We start from the raw sequence: 16,878 nt of genomic DNA on the forward strand, positions 1-16,878 counted from the left end.
TTGCGACGCATGAAAGCAGCGCCGAAAACGCCAAGACCAAAACGTCAGGAAGAACAGGCCAACTTTATCAGTTGGCGTTTTGCGTTGCTGTGCGGCTGTATTCTGCTGGCTCTGACTTTCCTGCTGGGCCGCGTGGCGTGGCTGCAGGTTATCAGCCCGGACATGCTGGTGCGTCAGGGCGATATGCGCTCTCTGCGCGTACAGGAAGTGTCAACCGCGCGCGGGATGATTACCGACCGTTCGGGTCGTCCGCTGGCGGTGAGCGTGCCGGTGAAGGCGATCTGGGCCGATCCGAAAGAGCTGCACGATGCCGGCGGCGTCACCCTCGACAACCGCTGGAAAGCGCTGGCGGATGCGCTGAATATGCCGCTGGATCAGCTGGCGTCGCGCATCAACACCAACCCGAGAATGCGCTTTATCTATCTGGCTCGTCAGGTCAATCCTGATATGGCCGACTACATCAGAAAGCTCAAGCTGCCGGGGATCCACCTGCGCGAAGAGTCGCGCCGTTACTACCCGTCAGGCGAAGTCACCTCTCACCTTATCGGCTTTACCAACGTCGATAGCCAGGGCATTGAGGGCGTTGAGAAGAGCTTTGACAAATGGCTTACCGGCCAGCCGGGCGAGCGTATCGTGCGTAAAGACCGCTATGGCCGCGTCATCGAAGATATCTCTTCGACCGACAGCCAGGCCGCGCATAACCTCGCGCTGAGCATCGACGAGCGCCTGCAGGCGCTGGTTTATCGCGAACTGAACAACGCGGTGGCGTTTAACAAGGCGGAGTCGGGAAGCGCGGTGCTGGTTGATGTCAGCACCGGCGAAGTGCTGGCGATGGCCAACAGCCCGTCCTACAACCCGAATAATTTCTCCGGCACGGCAAAAGATATCATGCGTAACCGCGCCATCACCGACGTCTTCGAACCGGGTTCCACGGTGAAGCCGATGGTGGTGATGACGGCGCTACAGCGCGGGATCGTCAACGAAAATACCGTGCTGAATACCATTCCTTACCGTATTAACGGCCACGAAATCAAAGACGTGGCGCGCTATAGCGAATTGACCCTGACCGGGGTACTACAGAAGTCGAGTAACGTCGGTGTTTCCAAGCTGGCGTTAGCGATGCCGTCCTCAGCGTTAGTAGATACTTACTCACGTTTTGGGCTCGGAAAAGCGACCAATTTGGGGTTGGTCGGAGAACGCAGTGGCTTATACCCTCAAAAACAACGGTGGTCTGACATAGAGAGGGCCACCTTTTCTTTCGGCTATGGGCTAATGGTAACCCCGTTACAGTTAGCGCGAGTCTACGCAACGATCGGCAGCTACGGCGTGTATCGCCCGCTGTCGATTACCAAAGTTGATCCACCGGTTCCGGGCGAGCGAGTCTTCCCGGAACCTCTCGTTCGTACCGTTGTGCACATGATGGAAAGCGTGGCGCTGCCTGGCGGCGGCGGCGTGAAGGCGGCGATTAAGGGCTATCGCATCGCGATCAAAACCGGTACGGCGAAAAAAGTGGGGCCAGACGGCCGTTACATCAACAAATATATTGCTTACACCGCAGGCGTTGCGCCCGCCAGCCACCCGCGTTTCGCGCTGGTGGTGGTGATCAACGACCCGCAGGCGGGTAAATACTACGGCGGCGCCGTTTCCGCGCCGGTCTTCGGTGCCATCATGGGCGGCGTTCTGCGCACCATGAACATCGAACCGGATGCGCTGGCAACGGGCGAAAAAAGTGAATTTGTGATTAATCAAGGCGAGGGAACAGGTGGCAGATCGTAATTTGCGCGACCTTCTCGCTCCGTGGGTGCCAAATGCGCCGGAGCGAATTCTGCGAGAGATGACGCTGGACAGCCGGGTGGCTGCTTCCGGGGATCTCTTTATCGCGGTATTAGGTCATCAGGCGGACGGGCGTCGTTATATCCCGCAGGCGATAGCGCAAGGTGTTGCTGCCATTATAGCTGAGGCCAAAGATGAGGCTGGCGACGGTGAAATCCGTGAAATGCACGGCGTGCCGGTCATTTATCTTAGCCAGCTCAACGAGCGCCTGTCGGCGCTGGCCGGGCGTTTTTACCATCAGCCTTCGCAGCGGCTGCGCCTGATCGGCGTAACCGGGACCAACGGCAAAACCACCACCACTCAGCTACTGGCGCAGTGGGGCAAGCTGCTCGGCGAAACCAGTGCGGTCATGGGTACGGTAGGTAACGGCCTGCTGGACAAGGTTATCCCGACGGAAAATACCACCGGCTCTGCGGTAGACGTTCAGCACGTACTGTCCGGTCTGGCGGAGCAGGGCGCGACCCTGGCGGCGATGGAGGTCTCTTCCCACGGCCTGGTTCAGCACCGCGTTGCCGCGCTGCAGTTTGCCGCCTCGGTCTTTACCAACCTGAGCCGCGATCACCTGGACTATCACGGTGATATGGCGCACTACGAAGCGGCGAAATGGCTGCTCTATTCCACCCACCACTGCGGTCAGGCGATCGTCAACGCCGATGATGAAGTGGGCCGCCGCTGGCTGGCGAAGCTGCCGGATGCGGTTGCGGTATCGATGGAAGACCATATTAATCCGAACTGTCACGGCCGCTGGCTGAAGGCAACCGCGGTGAGCTATCACGACAGCGGTGCGACCGTTCAGTTTGACTCCAGCTGGGGCAAGGGCGAAGTAGAGAGCCGCCTGATGGGTGCCTTTAACGTCAGCAACCTGCTGCTGGCGCTGGCTACCCTGCTGGCGCTGGGCTATCCGCTGGCCGAGCTGCTGAAAACGGCTTCTCGTCTGCAGCCGGTTTGCGGGCGTATGGAAGTGTTTAGCGCGCCGGGCAAAGCGACCGTGGTGGTGGATTACGCCCATACGCCTGATGCGCTTGAAAAAGCGCTGCAGGCCGCGCGTCTGCACTGCAACGGCAAGCTGTGGTGCGTGTTTGGCTGCGGCGGCGATCGCGATAAGGGCAAACGTCCGCTGATGGGCGCTATCGCCGAAGAGTTCGCCGATATTGCCGTTGTCACCGACGATAACCCGCGTACCGAAGAGCCTCGCGCCATTATCAACGATATCCTGGCCGGCATGCTTGATGCCGGGCACGCGAAGGTGATGGAAGGTCGGGCGGAAGCGGTGACCAATGCCGTTATGCAGGCGAAAGAGGGTGACGTGGTGCTGGTCGCCGGTAAGGGCCACGAGGATTACCAGATTGTCGGCAATCGCCGCCTGGACTACTCCGATCGCGTAACCGTCGCGCGTTTACTGGGGACGGTAGCATGATCCGCTTTACGCTTTCTCAGCTTGCCGACATCGCCAGCGGCGAACTACAGGGTAGCGATCTGGCCATTGATGAGGTCACATCGGATACCCGCAAGATAACGGCGGGCTGCCTGTTTGTGGCCCTCAAGGGCGAGCGCTTTGACGCCCACGACTTTGCCGAACAGGCAAAACAGGCCGGCGCCGGCGCGCTGCTGGTCAGCCGCAGGCTGGAGTGCGATTTACCCCAGGTGGTGGTGAACGATACCCGGCAGGCTTTCGGCGAGCTGGCGGCATGGGTTCGCCAGCAGGTACCGACCCGCGTGGTCGCGCTGACCGGCTCCTCCGGAAAAACCTCGGTGAAAGAGATGACCGCGGCAATCCTCGGGCAGTGCGGCACAACGCTGTATACCGCCGGCAACCTGAATAACGATATTGGCGTACCGATGACGCTGCTGCGCCTGACTCACGAGCACCAGTATGCGGTGATTGAGCTGGGCGCCAACCATCAGGGCGAAATTGCCTGGACCGTGAGTTTGACGCGTCCGGAAGCCGCGCTGGTGAACAACCTGGCCGCCGCGCACCTTGAGGGCTTTGGCTCGCTGGCGGGCGTGGCGAAGGCGAAAGGCGAAATCTTTACCGGCCTGCCGGCAAACGGCATCGCCATTCTCAACGCTGACAATAACGACTGGCTGAACTGGCAGAGCGTCATCGGCGATCGTAAGGTTTGGCGCTTCTCGCCTAACGCTGCCAACAGCGACTTTACGGCGACCAATGTTCACGTCACCAGCCACGGTACGGAATTTACCCTGCAAACCCCGACCGGGAGCACGGACGTTCTGCTGCCGCTGCCGGGCCGCCACAATATTGCCAACGCGCTGGCAGCCGCCTCGCTGGCAATGGCGGTCGGCGCTGATTTAGCCGCGGTAAAGGCCGGACTGGCTCAGCTTACCGCGGTGCCGGGGCGCCTGTTCCCGATCCGGCTTACGGAAAATCAGCTGTTGCTTGATGATTCCTATAACGCCAACGTCGGCTCGATGACCGCCGCGGTGCAGGTGCTGTCCGAAATGCCGGGCTACCGGGTGCTGGTGGTCGGCGATATGGCCGAGCTCGGCGCGGAAAGCGCCGCCTGCCATCGCCAGGTGGGCGAAGCGGCGAAAGCGGCAGGGCTCGATCGCGTACTGAGCGTCGGCGCGCTGAGCGCTGATATCAGCTCCGCCAGCGGCGTGGGTGAGCACTTTAGCGAGAAATCCGCGCTGGTGACTCGTCTGCGCGAGCTTATCGCAGAGCATAAAATTCTGACCATTTTAGTGAAGGGTTCACGTAGTGCCGCCATGGAAGAGGTAGTACGCGCATTACAGGAGAATGGAACATGTTAGTATGGCTGGCCGAACATTTGGTCAAATATTATTCAGGCTTTAACGTCTTTTCCTACCTGACGTTTCGCGCCATCGTCAGCCTGCTGACCGCGCTGTTCATCTCTTTGTGGATGGGCCCGCGTATGATCGCTCGTCTGCAAAAACTCGCTTTCGGCCAGGTTGTGCGCAACGACGGTCCTGAATCTCACTTCAGCAAACGCGGTACGCCGACCATGGGCGGGATCATGATCCTCACCGCGATTGTGGTATCGGTCCTGCTGTGGGCTTACCCCTCTAACCCGTACGTCTGGTGCGTTCTGACGGTGCTGATAGGCTACGGCATCATTGGCTTCGTTGATGACTATCGCAAAGTGGTGCGCAAAGACACCAAGGGCCTGATTGCCCGCTGGAAATACTTCTGGATGTCGGTGATTGCGCTGGGCGTTGCCTTTGGGCTCTATATGGCCGGGAAAGACACGCCGGCTACCCAGCTGGTGGTGCCGTTCTTCAAGGACATCATGCCGCAGCTGGGGCTGCTGTACATTCTGCTGGCCTACTTCGTGATTGTCGGTACCGGCAACGCGGTTAACCTCACCGATGGCCTCGACGGCCTGGCGATTATGCCAACCGTGTTTGTGGCCGCCGGTTTTGCGCTGGTGGCGTGGGCGTCGGGCAACATGAACTTCGCCAACTACCTGCATATTCCCTATCTGCGTCACGCCGGCGAACTGGTTATCGTCTGTACGGCGATCGTCGGTGCGGGCCTTGGCTTCCTGTGGTTTAACACCTATCCGGCTCAGGTCTTTATGGGCGACGTGGGTTCACTGGCCCTCGGCGGCGCGCTGGGCATCATTGCCGTGCTGCTGCGTCAGGAATTCCTGCTGGTTATTATGGGTGGCGTGTTTGTTGTTGAGACCCTGTCGGTCATTCTGCAGGTCGGCTCCTTCAAGCTGCGCGGTCAGCGCATCTTCCGAATGGCGCCGATTCATCACCACTATGAACTGAAAGGCTGGCCGGAACCGCGCGTGATCGTGCGCTTCTGGATTATTTCGCTGATGCTGGTGCTGATTGGCCTGGCGACGCTGAAGGTACGTTAATCATGGCAGATTATCAGGGTAAGAAAGTCGTCATTATTGGGCTGGGTATGACCGGCCTGTCTTGCGTGGACTTTTTCATGGCCCGCGGCGTGACGCCGCGCGTCATGGATACTCGCGCTGCGCCTTCCGGCCTGGATAAGCTGCCGGAAGAAGTGGAGCGCTACGTTGGCGGCCTGAATGAGGATTGGCTGCTGGCGGCCGATCTGATCGTGGCAAGCCCGGGTATCGCCCTGGCGCATCCCTCTCTGAGCGCGGCGATGGATGCCGGCGTGGAAATCGTTGGCGACATCGAGTTGTTCTGCCGCGAGGCGCAGGCACCGATTGTGGCGATCACCGGTTCAAACGGTAAAAGCACCGTCACCACCCTGGTGGGTGAAATGGCGAAAGCGGCCGGCGTAAACGTCGGCGTCGGCGGCAATATTGGCCTGCCGGCCCTGATGCTGCTGGATGCTGAGCGCGAGCTGTACGTTCTCGAACTTTCCAGCTTCCAGCTGGAAACCACCTCCAGCCTGCGGGCGGTTGCCGCGACGATCCTCAACGTGACCGAAGATCATATGGACCGCTATCCGCTCGGCCTGCAGCAGTATCGGGCGGCCAAGCTGCGCGTTTATGAAAACGCGAAGAGCTGCATTGTGAATGCCGATGACGGATTGACGATGCCGGTGCGCGGCGCCGATGACCGCTGCATTAGCTTTGGCGTTGACGTCGGCGACTACCACCTTAACCGCCAGCAGGGAGAAACCTGGCTGCGGGTGAAGGGTGAGAAAGTGCTGAACGTCAAAGAGATGCCGATAACCGGCCAGCATAACTACAGCAACGCCCTGGCGGCGCTGGCGCTGGCGGATGCCGCGGGTCTGCCGCGAGCCAGCAGCCTCAAAGCGTTGACCACCTTTACCGGCCTGGCGCACCGTTTCCAGCTGGCGCTGGATCATAACGGCGTGCGCTGGATAAACGATTCCAAAGCCACCAACGTTGGCAGCACCGAAGCGGCGCTGAACGGCCTGCATCTGGACGGCACGCTCTATCTGCTGCTCGGCGGTGACGGTAAATCCGCAGATTTCACGCCGCTGAAGCGCTACCTGGCCGGCGATAATATCCGCCTCTACTGCTTCGGTCGCGACGGCGAGCAGCTGGCGGCGCTGCGCCCTGAAGCGGCGACGCAGACGGAAACTATGGAGCAGGCGATGCGTCAGATTGCGCCGCTGCTGAAGTCGGGCGATATGGTGCTGCTGTCGCCGGCGTGCGCCAGCCTCGATCAGTTCAAAAGCTTTGAGCAACGGGGGGATATCTTTACCCGCCTGGCGAAGGAGTTAGGCTGATGCGTCTCTCCCTCCCGCCCCTGAGAATGCCCCGACCGACGCTGCCGCGTTTCCCGGGGATGCGTATCTTCTCCTGGCTGTTTGCCGCGCTGAAGGGCTGGGTGATGGGCTCGCGGCAGAAAGATAACGACAGCCTGGTGATGTATGACCGGATGCTGCTGTGGCTGACGCTTGGCCTGGCTGCGGTCGGTTTCATCATGGTGACCTCGGCTTCGATGCCGGTGGGCCAGCGTCTGGCAAACGATCCGTTTTTGTTTGCCAAGCGCGACGGACTCTACATTCTGCTGGCGCTGGGGCTCGCGCTGGTGACCCTGCGCCTGCCGATGGAATTTTGGCAGCGGCACAGTACAGCGATGCTGATCGCCTCGATCGTGATGCTGCTGATCGTGCTGGTGGTCGGGAGCTCGGTAAACGGGGCATCGCGCTGGATTGCGCTGGGCCCGCTGCGTATTCAGCCCGCGGAGTTTACCAAGCTGTCGCTGTTCTGCTACATCGCCAACTATCTGGTACGTAAGGGCGATGAGGTGCGTAATAACCTGCGCGGCTTCCTGAAACCGATGGGCGTAATTTTCGTGCTGGCGATCCTGCTGCTGGCGCAGCCGGACCTCGGAACGGTGGTTGTGCTGTTCGTGACAACTCTGGCGATGCTGTTCCTCGCCGGGGCCAAGCTGTGGCAGTTCATTGCCATTATCGGTATGGGGATCTCGGCGGTGGTGCTGCTGATCCTCGCCGAACCGTATCGTATTCGCCGCGTAACCTCCTTCTGGAACCCGTGGGAGGATCCGTTTGGCAGCGGCTACCAGCTGACCCAGTCGCTGATGGCCTTTGGCCGCGGCGAAATGTGGGGCCAGGGCTTAGGCAACTCGGTACAAAAACTGGAGTATTTACCGGAGGCGCACACTGACTTCATCTTCGCCATCATCGGCGAAGAACTCGGTTATATCGGTGTGGTACTGGCTCTTTTAATGGTATTCTTCGTCGCTTTTCGCGCCATGTCCATCGGCCGCAAAGCGCTGGAGATTGACCACCGTTTCTCCGGCTTTCTGGCCTGTGCGATCGGGATCTGGTTTAGCTTCCAGGCGCTGGTTAACGTCGGCGCGGCTGCGGGCATGCTGCCGACTAAGGGCCTGACGCTGCCGCTGATCAGCTACGGCGGCTCCAGCTTGCTGATTATGTCGACGGCCATCATGTTGCTGTTGCGTATTGATTATGAAACGCGTCTGGAAAAAGCCCAGGCGTTTACACGGGGTGTTCGATGAGCGGTCAGGAAAAGCGGTTAATGGTGATGGCGGGCGGTACCGGCGGGCACGTGTTCCCGGGGCTGGCGGTCGCGCACCATTTAATGGACCAGGGCTGGCAGGTTCGCTGGCTGGGTACCGCCGATCGTATGGAAGCGGACTTAGTGCCGAAGCACGGTATTGAGATCGATTTTATCCGCATCTCCGGCCTGCGTGGCAAAGGCCTGAAGGCGCAGCTGCTGGCGCCGGTGCGTATTTTCAACGCCTGGCGTCAGGCGCGCGCGATTATGCAGCGTTTCAAGCCGGACGTTGTGCTGGGGATGGGCGGATACGTTTCCGGCCCCGGCGGACTGGCGGCATGGTCGCTGGGCATTCCGGTGGTGCTGCACGAACAGAATGGTATCGCCGGCCTGACCAATAAATGGCTGGCAAAAATTGCGAAGAAAGTGATGCAGGCGTTTCCCGGCGCGTTCCCCCACGCTGACGTGGTGGGCAACCCGGTGCGTACCGATGTGCTTGCGCTGCCTCTGCCGGAGCAGCGGCTGGTGGGGCGTCAGGGGCCGACCCGCGTTTTAGTGGTTGGCGGCTCGCAGGGCGCCCGCGTACTGAACCAGACTATGCCGCTGGTGGCCGGGAAGCTGAACGGCGCGGTAACCATCTGGCACCAGAGCGGTAAAGGCGCCCAGCAGACGGTACAGCAGGCGTACGCTGATGCCGGGCAGCCGCAGCATAAGGTGACCGAATTTATTGATGACATGGCGGCAGCATATGCCTGGGCCGACGTGGTGGTATGTCGTTCCGGCGCGCTGACGGTGAGCGAAATTGCCGCCGCAGGATTACCGGCGCTGTTTGTGCCGTTTCAGCATAAGGATCGCCAGCAGTACTGGAACGCGCTGCCGCTGGAGAAAGCGGGAGCCGCGAAAATTCTCGAACAGCCCCAGTTCACGGTTGATGCCGTGGCGCAAACTCTGGCCGGCTGGGATCGTGAAACGCTGCTGGATATGGCGGAACGAGCGCGTAGAGCCTCGATTCCGGATGCTACCGAACGGGTAGCGGAAGAAGTGAGCGCTGCAGCACTGGCGCGCTAATCGCGGTGAATCTCACCGCCCGAATAGAGAAGTTGATGGCGTAAAGAATGAATACACAAGATTTGGCAAAACTGCGTTCCATAGTGCCCGAGATGCGTCGCGTCCGGCACATTCACTTTGTTGGCATTGGCGGTGCCGGTATGGGCGGTATTGCCGAAGTTTTGGCCAACGAAGGCTACCAGATTTCCGGCTCCGACCTGGCGCCGAATCCGGTTACGCAGCAGCTGGCTCAGCTTGGCGCCACTATCTATTTCAACCATCGCCCTGAAAACGTGCGCGATGCCAGCGTGGTGGTGGTTTCCAGCGCAATCTCTGCGGAAAACCCGGAGATTGTTGCCGCTCATGAAGCGCGTATTCCGGTTATCCGTCGCGCAGAGATGCTGGCGGAGCTGATGCGTTTTCGTCACGGCATCGCGATTGCCGGCACGCACGGTAAAACCACGACCACCGCGATGGTCTCGAGTATTTATGCGGAGGCCGGCCTCGATCCGACCTTCGTCAACGGCGGGCTGGTTAAGGCCGCTGGCGTGCACGCCCGTCTTGGGCACAGCCGCTATCTGATTGCGGAAGCGGATGAGAGCGACGCGTCGTTCCTGCATCTGCAGCCGATGGTGGCCATTGTGACCAATATCGAAGCCGATCACATGGATACCTACCACGGCGATTTTGAAAACCTGAAGCAGACGTTCGTTAACTTCCTGCACAACCTGCCGTTCTACGGACGCGCGGTGATGTGCGTGGACGATCCGGTCATTCGTGAACTGCTGCCGCGCGTTGGCCGCCAGACGACGACTTACGGGTTTAGCGACGATGCCGACGTGCGTATTGAAGAGTATCGCCAGCTTGGCGCGCAGGGCCATTTCCGCCTGGTGCGCCAGGACAAAGAGGTCATCCAGGTCACGCTAAACGCACCGGGTCGCCATAATGCCCTGAATGCGGCGGCGGCCGTGGCGGTGGCGACGGAAGAGGGCATTGAAGACGACGCGATCCTGCGGGCGCTGGAAGCCTTCCAGGGCACCGGCCGTCGCTTTGATTTCCTTGGCGAATATCCGCTGGCTGAGGTCAACGGTAAAAGCGGCAGCGCGATGCTGATTGATGATTACGGCCATCACCCGACGGAGGTGGATGCGACCATCAAGGCGGCCCGCGCCGGCTGGCCGGATAAAAATCTGGTGATGCTGTTCCAGCCGCACCGCTTTACCCGTACGCGCGATCTGTACGACGATTTTGCCAACGTGCTGACCCAGGTCGACGCGCTGCTGATGCTGGACGTCTACTCCGCCGGTGAAGCGCCGATCCCGGGTGCCGATAGCCGCTCCCTATGCCGCACAATTCGCGGCCGCGGCAAGGTGGACCCAATTCTGCTTTCCGACCCGGCCCAGGCGGCCGAGATGCTGGCGTCCGTGCTGACCGGGAACGACCTGGTGCTGGTGCAGGGCGCGGGGAATATCGGAAAAATTGCCCGCCACCTGGCTGAAATCAAACTCATGCCGCATAAAGCGGAGGAGGAGCGCCGTGGCTGATAAGATCGCGGTTCTTTTCGGCGGGACCTCCGCCGAGCGAGAGGTGTCGCTCAACTCCGGCGCGGCGGTGCTTGCCGGCCTGCGTGAGGCGGGCGTTGACGCTCATCCTGTCGATCCGCGTGATGTCGACATTACCCAGCTAAAGCAGCTGGGTTTTAAGAAAGCGTTTATTGCTTTGCACGGCCGCGGTGGGGAAGATGGAACGTTGCAGGGCCTGCTGGAGCTGATTCAGCTACCTTATACCGGCAGCGGCGTGATGGCTTCGGCGATCTCCATGGATAAAGTGCGCAGTAAATTACTGTGGCAGGGCGCGGGCTTACCCGTTGCTCCCTGGGTGGCGCTGACCCGTTCGCAGTTCAACGCGGGCCTTACTGCGGAGGTCGCGCAGCAGATTACGGCGCTTGGGCTGCCGCTGATTATTAAGCCGAGCCGTGAAGGTTCAAGCGTCGGCATGTCGAAAGTTAGCGAAAGCTGTGAATTACACAATGCATTGGCGCTGGCTTTTCAGCATGATGATGAAGTTCTGATTGAGAAATGGCTCAGTGGACCGGAATTCACCGTTGCTATCGTCGGTGAAGAAATTTTACCGTCAATTCGTATCCATGTGGCTGGAACCTTCTATGATTATGAGGCGAAGTATCTCTCTGATGAGACACAATATTTCTGCCCTGGTTGTGAGGATCCTGCCCGCGAGTCAGAAATTCAGGCCCTGGTACTGAAAGCCTGGAATGTTCTCGGCTGTAACGGGTGGGGACGGATTGACGTCATGCTGGACAGCGATGGCCAGTTTTATCTGTTGGAAGCGAATACTTCTCCTGGCATGACCAGCCATAGCCTGGTGCCGATGGCGGCGCGTCAGGCGGGGATGAGCTTCTCACAGCTTGTTGTTCGAATTTTGGACCTGGCGGGGTGATATGTCGCAGGCTGCGCTGAATACGCGGAACCACGAAGAAGAAGAGGAAATGTCTTCTTCGCGCCGAAGTAATGGAAGTCGTCTGGCGGGGATTTTCTTCCTGCTGGCGGTGCTGTGTACCGTATTGGTCAGCGGGTGGATGGTTCTGGGCTGGATGGAAGACGCACAGCGTTTACCGCTGTCCAAGATGGTGGTAACCGGTGAGCGTCACTACACGCGTAATGACGATATTCGCCAGGCAATTCTGGCGCTGGGTTCTCCGGGAACCTTTATGACCCAGGATGTGAATATCATCCAAAGTCAGATTGAGCGCCTGCCGTGGATTAAACAGGCGAGCGTCAGAAAGCAGTGGCCGGACGAATTGAAGATTCATCTGGTTGAATATGTGCCGATTGCGCGTTGGAATGATCAGCATATGGTGGACGTAGAAGGTAATTCTTTCAGCGTCCCGGCGGATCGCACCAATAAACAGAATTTACCGATGCTGTATGGCCCGGAAGGCAGCGAGAACGAAGTGTTGCAAGGATATCGCGACATGGGGCAGGTGCTGGCAAAGGATAAATTCACGTTGAAAGTGGCGGCGATGACCGCGCGTCGCTCCTGGCAGCTGACGCTTAATAACGATATTAAGCTCAACCTTGGCCGAGGCGACACCATGAAACGTCTTCAGCGCTTTATGGAACTTTACCCGGTTCTTCAGCAGCAGGCGCAGACCGATGGCAAACGGATAAGCTACGTTGATTTGCGCTATGACTCGGGCGCGGCGGTAGGCTGGGTGCCTGCTCCCGCTGAGGAAACTAATCAACAACAGAATCAGGCACAGGCAGAACAACAATGATCAAGGCGACGGACAGAAAGCTGGTAGTTGGACTGGAGATTGGCACCGCGAAGGTTGCCGCTTTAGTAGGGGAAGTTCTGCCCGACGGCGTGGTTAATATCATTGGCGTGGGCAGCTGCCCATCGCGTGGTATGGATAAAGGCGGGGTTAACGACCTGGAATCCGTGGTGAAATGCGTACAGCGCGCCATTGACCAGGCCGAACTGATGGCTGATTGCCAGATTTCGTCAGTGTACCTGGCGCTTTCAGGTAAACATATTAGCTGTCAAAATGAAATTGGTATGGTGCCGATTTCAGAAGAAGAGGTGACGCTGGACGACGTTGAGAACGTGGTGCATACCGCCAAGTCGGTCCGCGTACGCGATGAGCATCGCGTACTGCACGTCATCCCGCAGGAGTACGCCATTGACTACCAGGAGGGGATTAAAAACCCGGTTGGCCTGTCTGGCGTCCGTATGCAGGCAAAAGTACATTTGATAACCTGCCATAACGATATGGCAAAAAATATTGTTAAAGCGGTGGAGCGCTGCGGTCTGAAAGTGGACCAGCTCATTTTCGCCGGTTTAGCGGCCAGTTATTCCGTGTTGACGGAAGATGAACGTGAGCTGGGCGTCTGCGTTGTGGACATCGGCGGTGGTACAATGGATATCGCCGTGTATACCGGCGGCGCGCTGCGTCATACCAAAGTGATCCCGTACGCGGGCAACGTGGTGACCAGCGATATCGCCTACGCCTTCGGTACGCCGCCGAGCGATGCCGAAGCGATCAAGGTGCGCCACGGTTGCGCGCTGGGCTCAATCGTCGGTAAAGACGAAAACGTCGAAGTTCCGAGCGTAGGCGGACGCCCGCCGCGCAGCCTGCAGCGTCAGACGCTGGCAGAGGTTATTGAGCCGCGTTATACCGAACTGCTCAACCTGGTCAATGAAGAGATCCTGCAGCTGCAGGAGCAGCTCCGCCAGCAGGGCGTGAAGCACCATCTGGCGGCGGGGATTGTGTTAACCGGCGGCGCGGCGCAAATTGAAGGCCTGGCCGCCTGTGCGCAGCGGGTGTTCCATACGCAGGTGCGTATCGGTGCGCCGCTGAACATTACCGGTTTAACGGATTATGCCCAGGAGCCGTACTATTCAACGGCGGTTGGGTTGCTGCACTACGGGAAGGAGTCTCATCTTAGTGGTGAAGCAGAAGTGGAAAAACGCGTAACTGCATCAGTTGGCTCGTGGATTAAGCGACTAAATAGCTGGCTGCGAAAAGAGTTTTAATTTTTTAAGAGAACGCAGAAAATTAGCGTTCTCAGGCGACAGGCACAAGACGGAGAGAAACTATGTTTGAACCAATGGAATTAACCAACGACGCGGTGATTAAAGTCATCGGCGTCGGTGGCGGCGGCGGTAATGCCGTAGAGCACATGGTGCGCGAGCGCATCGAGGGTGTGGAATTCTTCGCGGTGAACACCGACGCGCAGGCGCTGCGTAAAACGGCTGTTGGCCAGACTATTCAGATTGGTAGCGGTATTACCAAAGGTCTGGGCGCAGGCGCCAACCCGGAAGTCGGCCGCAATGCGGCGGATGAAGACCGTGAAGCGCTGCGTGCTGCTCTCGACGGCGCAGACATGGTGTTTATCGCGGCAGGTATGGGCGGCGGTACCGGTACCGGTGCGGCACCTGTGGTTGCAGAAGTGGCGAAGGATCTTGGTATCCTGACCGTTGCTGTTGTGACTAAGCCCTTCAATTTTGAAGGCAAAAAGCGTATGGCTTTTGCCGAGCAGGGGATCACCGAGCTCTCCAAGCACGTCGATTCACTGATCACTATCCCGAACGACAAGCTGCTGAAAGTTCTTGGCCGCGGTATTTCGCTGCTGGACGCCTTCGGCGCAGCAAACGACGTGCTGAAAGGCGCTGTGCAGGGTATCGCCGAGCTGATTACCCGTCCGGGTCTGATGAACGTCGACTTTGCTGATGTGCGCACCGTAATGTCCGAAATGGGCTACGCGATGATGGGCTCCGGCGTGGCGAGCGGTGAAGACCGTGCGGAAGAAGCGGCTGAAATGGCGATTTCTTCTCCGCTGCTGGAAGATATCGATCTCTCCGGCGCGCGCGGCGTTCTGGTCAACATCACCGCCGGCTTCGACCTGCGTCTGGATGAGTTCGAAACCGTAGGTAACACTATCCGCGCATTCGCATCGGATAACGCCACCGTGGTTATCGGTACTTCTCTGGATCCGGATATGAACGACGAGCTGCGCGTGACCGTTGTGGCGACCGGTATTGGCATGGACAAACGTCCGGAAATTACCCTGGTAACCAACAAGCAGGTTCAGCAGCCGGTAATGGATCGCTACCAGCAGCACGGTATGGCGCCGCTGAATCAAGAGCAGAAACCGGCAGCGAAAGTGGTGAACGACAATACGCCGCAAACCGCGAAAGAGCCGGATTATCTGGATATCCCGGCCTTCCTGCGTAAGCAGGCCGATTAAGAATTGGCTGGAAGTTGGGCATCAGCGCTCTTTGTGCTAAACTGCCCGTCCGAAAGTGTTATACACTTCGGTTGGATAGGTAACTTGGCGAGATTATACGATGATCAAACAAAGGACTCTTAAACGTATCGTTCAGGCGACTGGCGTCGGTTTGCATACCGGCAAGAAAGTCACACTGACGTTACGACCTGCGCCGGCAAATACCGGGGTCATCTATCGTCGCACCGACTTGAATCCACCGGTTGATTTTCCGGCTGATGCCAAATCTGTGCGTGATACCATGCTCTGTACTTGCCTGGTGAACGAGCATGACGTGCGGATTTCAACGGTCGAGCACCTGAATGCCGCACTGGCTGGCCTGGGCATTGACAACATTGTTATTGAAGTCGATGCGCCGGAAATCCCGATTATGGACGGCAGTGCTGCTCCGTTCGTTTATCTGCTGCTGGATGCCGGCATCGATGAACTGAACTGCGCCAAGAAATTTGTGCGCATCAAAGAGACCGTTCGCGTCGAAGATGGCGATAAGTGGGCTGAGTTTAAGCCGTACAATGGTTTTTCGTTGGACTTTACCATCGACTTTAACCATCCGGCGATTGACTCAAGCAACCAGCGCTATGCGATGAACTTCTCTGCTGATGCATTTATGCGCCAGATTAGCCGTGCGCGTACCTTCGGTTTTATGCGTGATATCGAATATCTGCAGTCCCGCGGCCTGTGCCTGGGCGGCAGCTTCGATTGTGCCATCGTTGTTGACGATTATCGCGTACTGAACGAAGACGGCTTACGCTTTGAAGATGAGTTTGTCCGCCACAAAATGCTGGATGCGATTGGTGACCTGTTTATGTGTGGTCACAATATCATCGGCGCATTCACGGCGTTCAAATCAGGTCACGCGTTGAATAACAAACTGCTGCAGGCCGTTCTGGCAAAACAGGAAGCCTGGGAGTATGTGACCTTCGAAGACGAAGCAGAAATGCCGCTGGCATTCCGTGCACCATCAATGGTTATGGCGTAAGCCTGACCATTCAGTAAAATCGACTGGTAACCTGGTACTCTCTCCGGCCAGGGAGCCAGTCGTTTTTCTTTTTTACCTCCCGGTTCTCATTTCACCCCGATTCAACCATCGCTGATGCCGCGCGTTCGCTGCTTAATTGACCGCTTTTACCTGCGCAAAGCTTTCATTCCTGCTGCCGTGGCGCGGTATTAATGGTAATATTTGGGCGCAAAATTATTTCCTGGGGTTGCTTCAACTAAAGGTAATGGACGTGAGTGGATTGCTGACGCGCTGGCGACAGTTTGGCAGACGGTATTTCTGGCCGCATCTCCTGTTGGGGATGGTCGCGGCTAGCTTTGGCCTGCCTGCGTTAAGCAATAGTCACGAAACGGCATCACCGGCGAAAGCAACGGCCAGCAGCCACACGCCGAATAAAGTTAATTTCTCCCAGCTTGCTCTGCTGGAAGCCAACCGCCGGCCAAACTTTACCGTCGACTACTGGCATCAGCACGCCATCCGCACGGTTATCCGTCATCTCTCATTTGCCATGGCGCCCCAGGCGCTGCCGGTTGCGGAAGAGTCTTCGCCGTTACAGGCGCAGCATCTGGCCCTGCTTGATACGCTCAGCGCGCTGCTGACGCAGGAAAGCAAGCCGCCGGTCATTGTGCGTCAGGCGGCATACAACCCCTCCCATCGCGCTTTTTGCGTCTCCGCCTGGATTAGCCAGGTCACGGGGATACGCGCCGGACCCCAACGCCTCAGCTGAACTAAAAACGGATCATTCTATTTTTTGTGACTCCGCATCGCG

General features: G+C 58.4%; 14 protein-coding genes. All 14 read left to right on the top strand.

Annotated elements, in window-relative coordinates; translation table 11 throughout:
* Positions 1–9: 9 nt before the first annotated feature.
* The 14 genes from RTE01_RS08695 (at position 10) to secM (ending at position 16,836) form a co-directional block, all read left to right on the top strand.
* Positions 10–1,776: a peptidoglycan glycosyltransferase FtsI gene (locus tag RTE01_RS08695; RefSeq protein ID WP_041144043.1), complete on the top strand. Its 1,767-nt coding sequence runs from the start codon at positions 10–12 to the stop codon at positions 1,774–1,776.
* Positions 1,763–3,250: a UDP-N-acetylmuramoyl-L-alanyl-D-glutamate--2,6-diaminopimelate ligase gene (murE, locus tag RTE01_RS08700; RefSeq protein WP_041144044.1), complete on the top strand. Its 1,488-nt coding sequence runs from the start codon at positions 1,763–1,765 to the stop codon at positions 3,248–3,250. Before RTE01_RS08695 ends, murE begins: the two co-directional genes overlap by 14 nt.
* Positions 3,247–4,605: a UDP-N-acetylmuramoyl-tripeptide--D-alanyl-D-alanine ligase gene (murF, locus tag RTE01_RS08705; protein ID WP_141334911.1), complete on the top strand. Its 1,359-nt coding sequence runs from the start codon at positions 3,247–3,249 to the stop codon at positions 4,603–4,605. The genes murE and murF overlap by 4 nt, the downstream gene beginning before the upstream one ends.
* The gene (gene mraY, locus RTE01_RS08710; protein ID WP_141334913.1) at positions 4,599–5,681 is read left to right on the top strand and encodes a phospho-N-acetylmuramoyl-pentapeptide-transferase; all 1,083 of its coding nucleotides are present in this window, start codon (positions 4,599–4,601) and stop codon (positions 5,679–5,681) included. The genes murF and mraY overlap by 7 nt, the downstream gene beginning before the upstream one ends.
* A gap of 2 nt (positions 5,682–5,683) precedes the next feature.
* Positions 5,684–7,000 (top strand): UDP-N-acetylmuramoyl-L-alanine--D-glutamate ligase, encoded by a 1,317-nt coding sequence (gene murD / locus RTE01_RS08715; protein WP_076946391.1) that lies wholly within the window; start codon positions 5,684–5,686, stop codon positions 6,998–7,000.
* Entirely contained in the window at positions 7,000–8,259 is a 1,260-nt protein-coding gene (gene ftsW / locus RTE01_RS08720) for a cell division protein FtsW (RefSeq protein ID WP_141334915.1), read from the top strand. The genes murD and ftsW overlap by 1 nt, the downstream gene beginning before the upstream one ends.
* Positions 8,256–9,326, top strand: coding sequence for an undecaprenyldiphospho-muramoylpentapeptide beta-N-acetylglucosaminyltransferase (gene murG, locus RTE01_RS08725; RefSeq protein ID WP_041144049.1), 1,071 nt, complete (start codon positions 8,256–8,258; stop codon positions 9,324–9,326). The genes ftsW and murG overlap by 4 nt, the downstream gene beginning before the upstream one ends.
* Before the next feature lie 47 nt (positions 9,327–9,373).
* The gene (gene murC, locus RTE01_RS08730) at positions 9,374–10,849 is read left to right on the top strand and encodes a UDP-N-acetylmuramate--L-alanine ligase (protein WP_041144050.1); all 1,476 of its coding nucleotides are present in this window, start codon (positions 9,374–9,376) and stop codon (positions 10,847–10,849) included.
* Positions 10,842–11,762, top strand: a complete 921-nt coding sequence (locus tag RTE01_RS08735) for a D-alanine--D-alanine ligase (protein ID WP_041144051.1) — start codon at positions 10,842–10,844, stop codon at positions 11,760–11,762. The genes murC and RTE01_RS08735 overlap by 8 nt, the downstream gene beginning before the upstream one ends.
* Position 11,763: 1 nt before the next feature.
* A complete protein-coding gene (gene ftsQ, locus RTE01_RS08740; RefSeq protein WP_134525244.1) occupies positions 11,764–12,600 on the top strand; it encodes a cell division protein FtsQ in 837 nt (278 codons plus the stop codon).
* Positions 12,597–13,859 carry a cell division protein FtsA gene (ftsA, locus tag RTE01_RS08745; RefSeq protein WP_004857881.1) on the top strand — a complete coding sequence of 421 codons (1,263 nt, stop codon included), beginning with the start codon at positions 12,597–12,599 and terminating at the stop codon, positions 13,857–13,859. Before ftsQ ends, ftsA begins: the two co-directional genes overlap by 4 nt.
* Before the next feature lie 62 nt (positions 13,860–13,921).
* The gene (ftsZ, locus tag RTE01_RS08750) at positions 13,922–15,073 is read left to right on the top strand and encodes a cell division protein FtsZ (protein WP_041144053.1); all 1,152 of its coding nucleotides are present in this window, start codon (positions 13,922–13,924) and stop codon (positions 15,071–15,073) included.
* 100 nt (positions 15,074–15,173) lie between these two features.
* Complete coding sequence (lpxC, locus tag RTE01_RS08755) at positions 15,174–16,091, top strand: UDP-3-O-acyl-N-acetylglucosamine deacetylase (RefSeq protein WP_041144054.1); 918 nt, start codon at positions 15,174–15,176, stop codon at positions 16,089–16,091.
* A 250-nt stretch (positions 16,092–16,341) separates the two neighbouring features.
* Complete coding sequence (gene secM, locus RTE01_RS08760; protein ID WP_197721564.1) at positions 16,342–16,836, top strand: secA translation cis-regulator SecM; 495 nt, start codon at positions 16,342–16,344, stop codon at positions 16,834–16,836.
* Positions 16,837–16,878: the final 42 nt, after the last annotated feature.

Source organism: Klebsiella terrigena, assembly GCF_006539725.1.
In the GTDB taxonomy this organism is placed as follows: Bacteria; Pseudomonadota; Gammaproteobacteria; order Enterobacterales; family Enterobacteriaceae; genus Klebsiella; species Klebsiella terrigena.

Excerpts from the sequence above, each read along its gene's own strand:
- murF (WP_141334911.1), top strand. The coding sequence starts at position 3,247 with ATGATCCGCTTTACGCTTTCTCAGCTTGCCGACATCGCCAGCGGCGAA.
- ftsW (WP_141334915.1), top strand. The coding sequence starts at position 7,000 with ATGCGTCTCTCCCTCCCGCCCCTGAGAATGCCCCGACCGACGCTGCCG.
- RTE01_RS08695 (WP_041144043.1), top strand. The coding sequence starts at position 10 with ATGAAAGCAGCGCCGAAAACGCCAAGACCAAAACGTCAGGAAGAACAG.
- mraY (WP_141334913.1), top strand. The coding sequence starts at position 4,599 with ATGTTAGTATGGCTGGCCGAACATTTGGTCAAATATTATTCAGGCTTT.
- murG (WP_041144049.1), top strand. The coding sequence starts at position 8,256 with ATGAGCGGTCAGGAAAAGCGGTTAATGGTGATGGCGGGCGGTACCGGC.
- murD (WP_076946391.1), top strand. The coding sequence starts at position 5,684 with ATGGCAGATTATCAGGGTAAGAAAGTCGTCATTATTGGGCTGGGTATG.
- ftsZ (WP_041144053.1), top strand. The coding sequence starts at position 13,922 with ATGTTTGAACCAATGGAATTAACCAACGACGCGGTGATTAAAGTCATC.
- ftsQ (WP_134525244.1), top strand. The coding sequence starts at position 11,764 with ATGTCGCAGGCTGCGCTGAATACGCGGAACCACGAAGAAGAAGAGGAA.
- ftsA (WP_004857881.1), top strand. The coding sequence starts at position 12,597 with ATGATCAAGGCGACGGACAGAAAGCTGGTAGTTGGACTGGAGATTGGC.
- lpxC (WP_041144054.1), top strand. The coding sequence starts at position 15,174 with ATGATCAAACAAAGGACTCTTAAACGTATCGTTCAGGCGACTGGCGTC.
- murC (WP_041144050.1), top strand. The coding sequence starts at position 9,374 with ATGAATACACAAGATTTGGCAAAACTGCGTTCCATAGTGCCCGAGATG.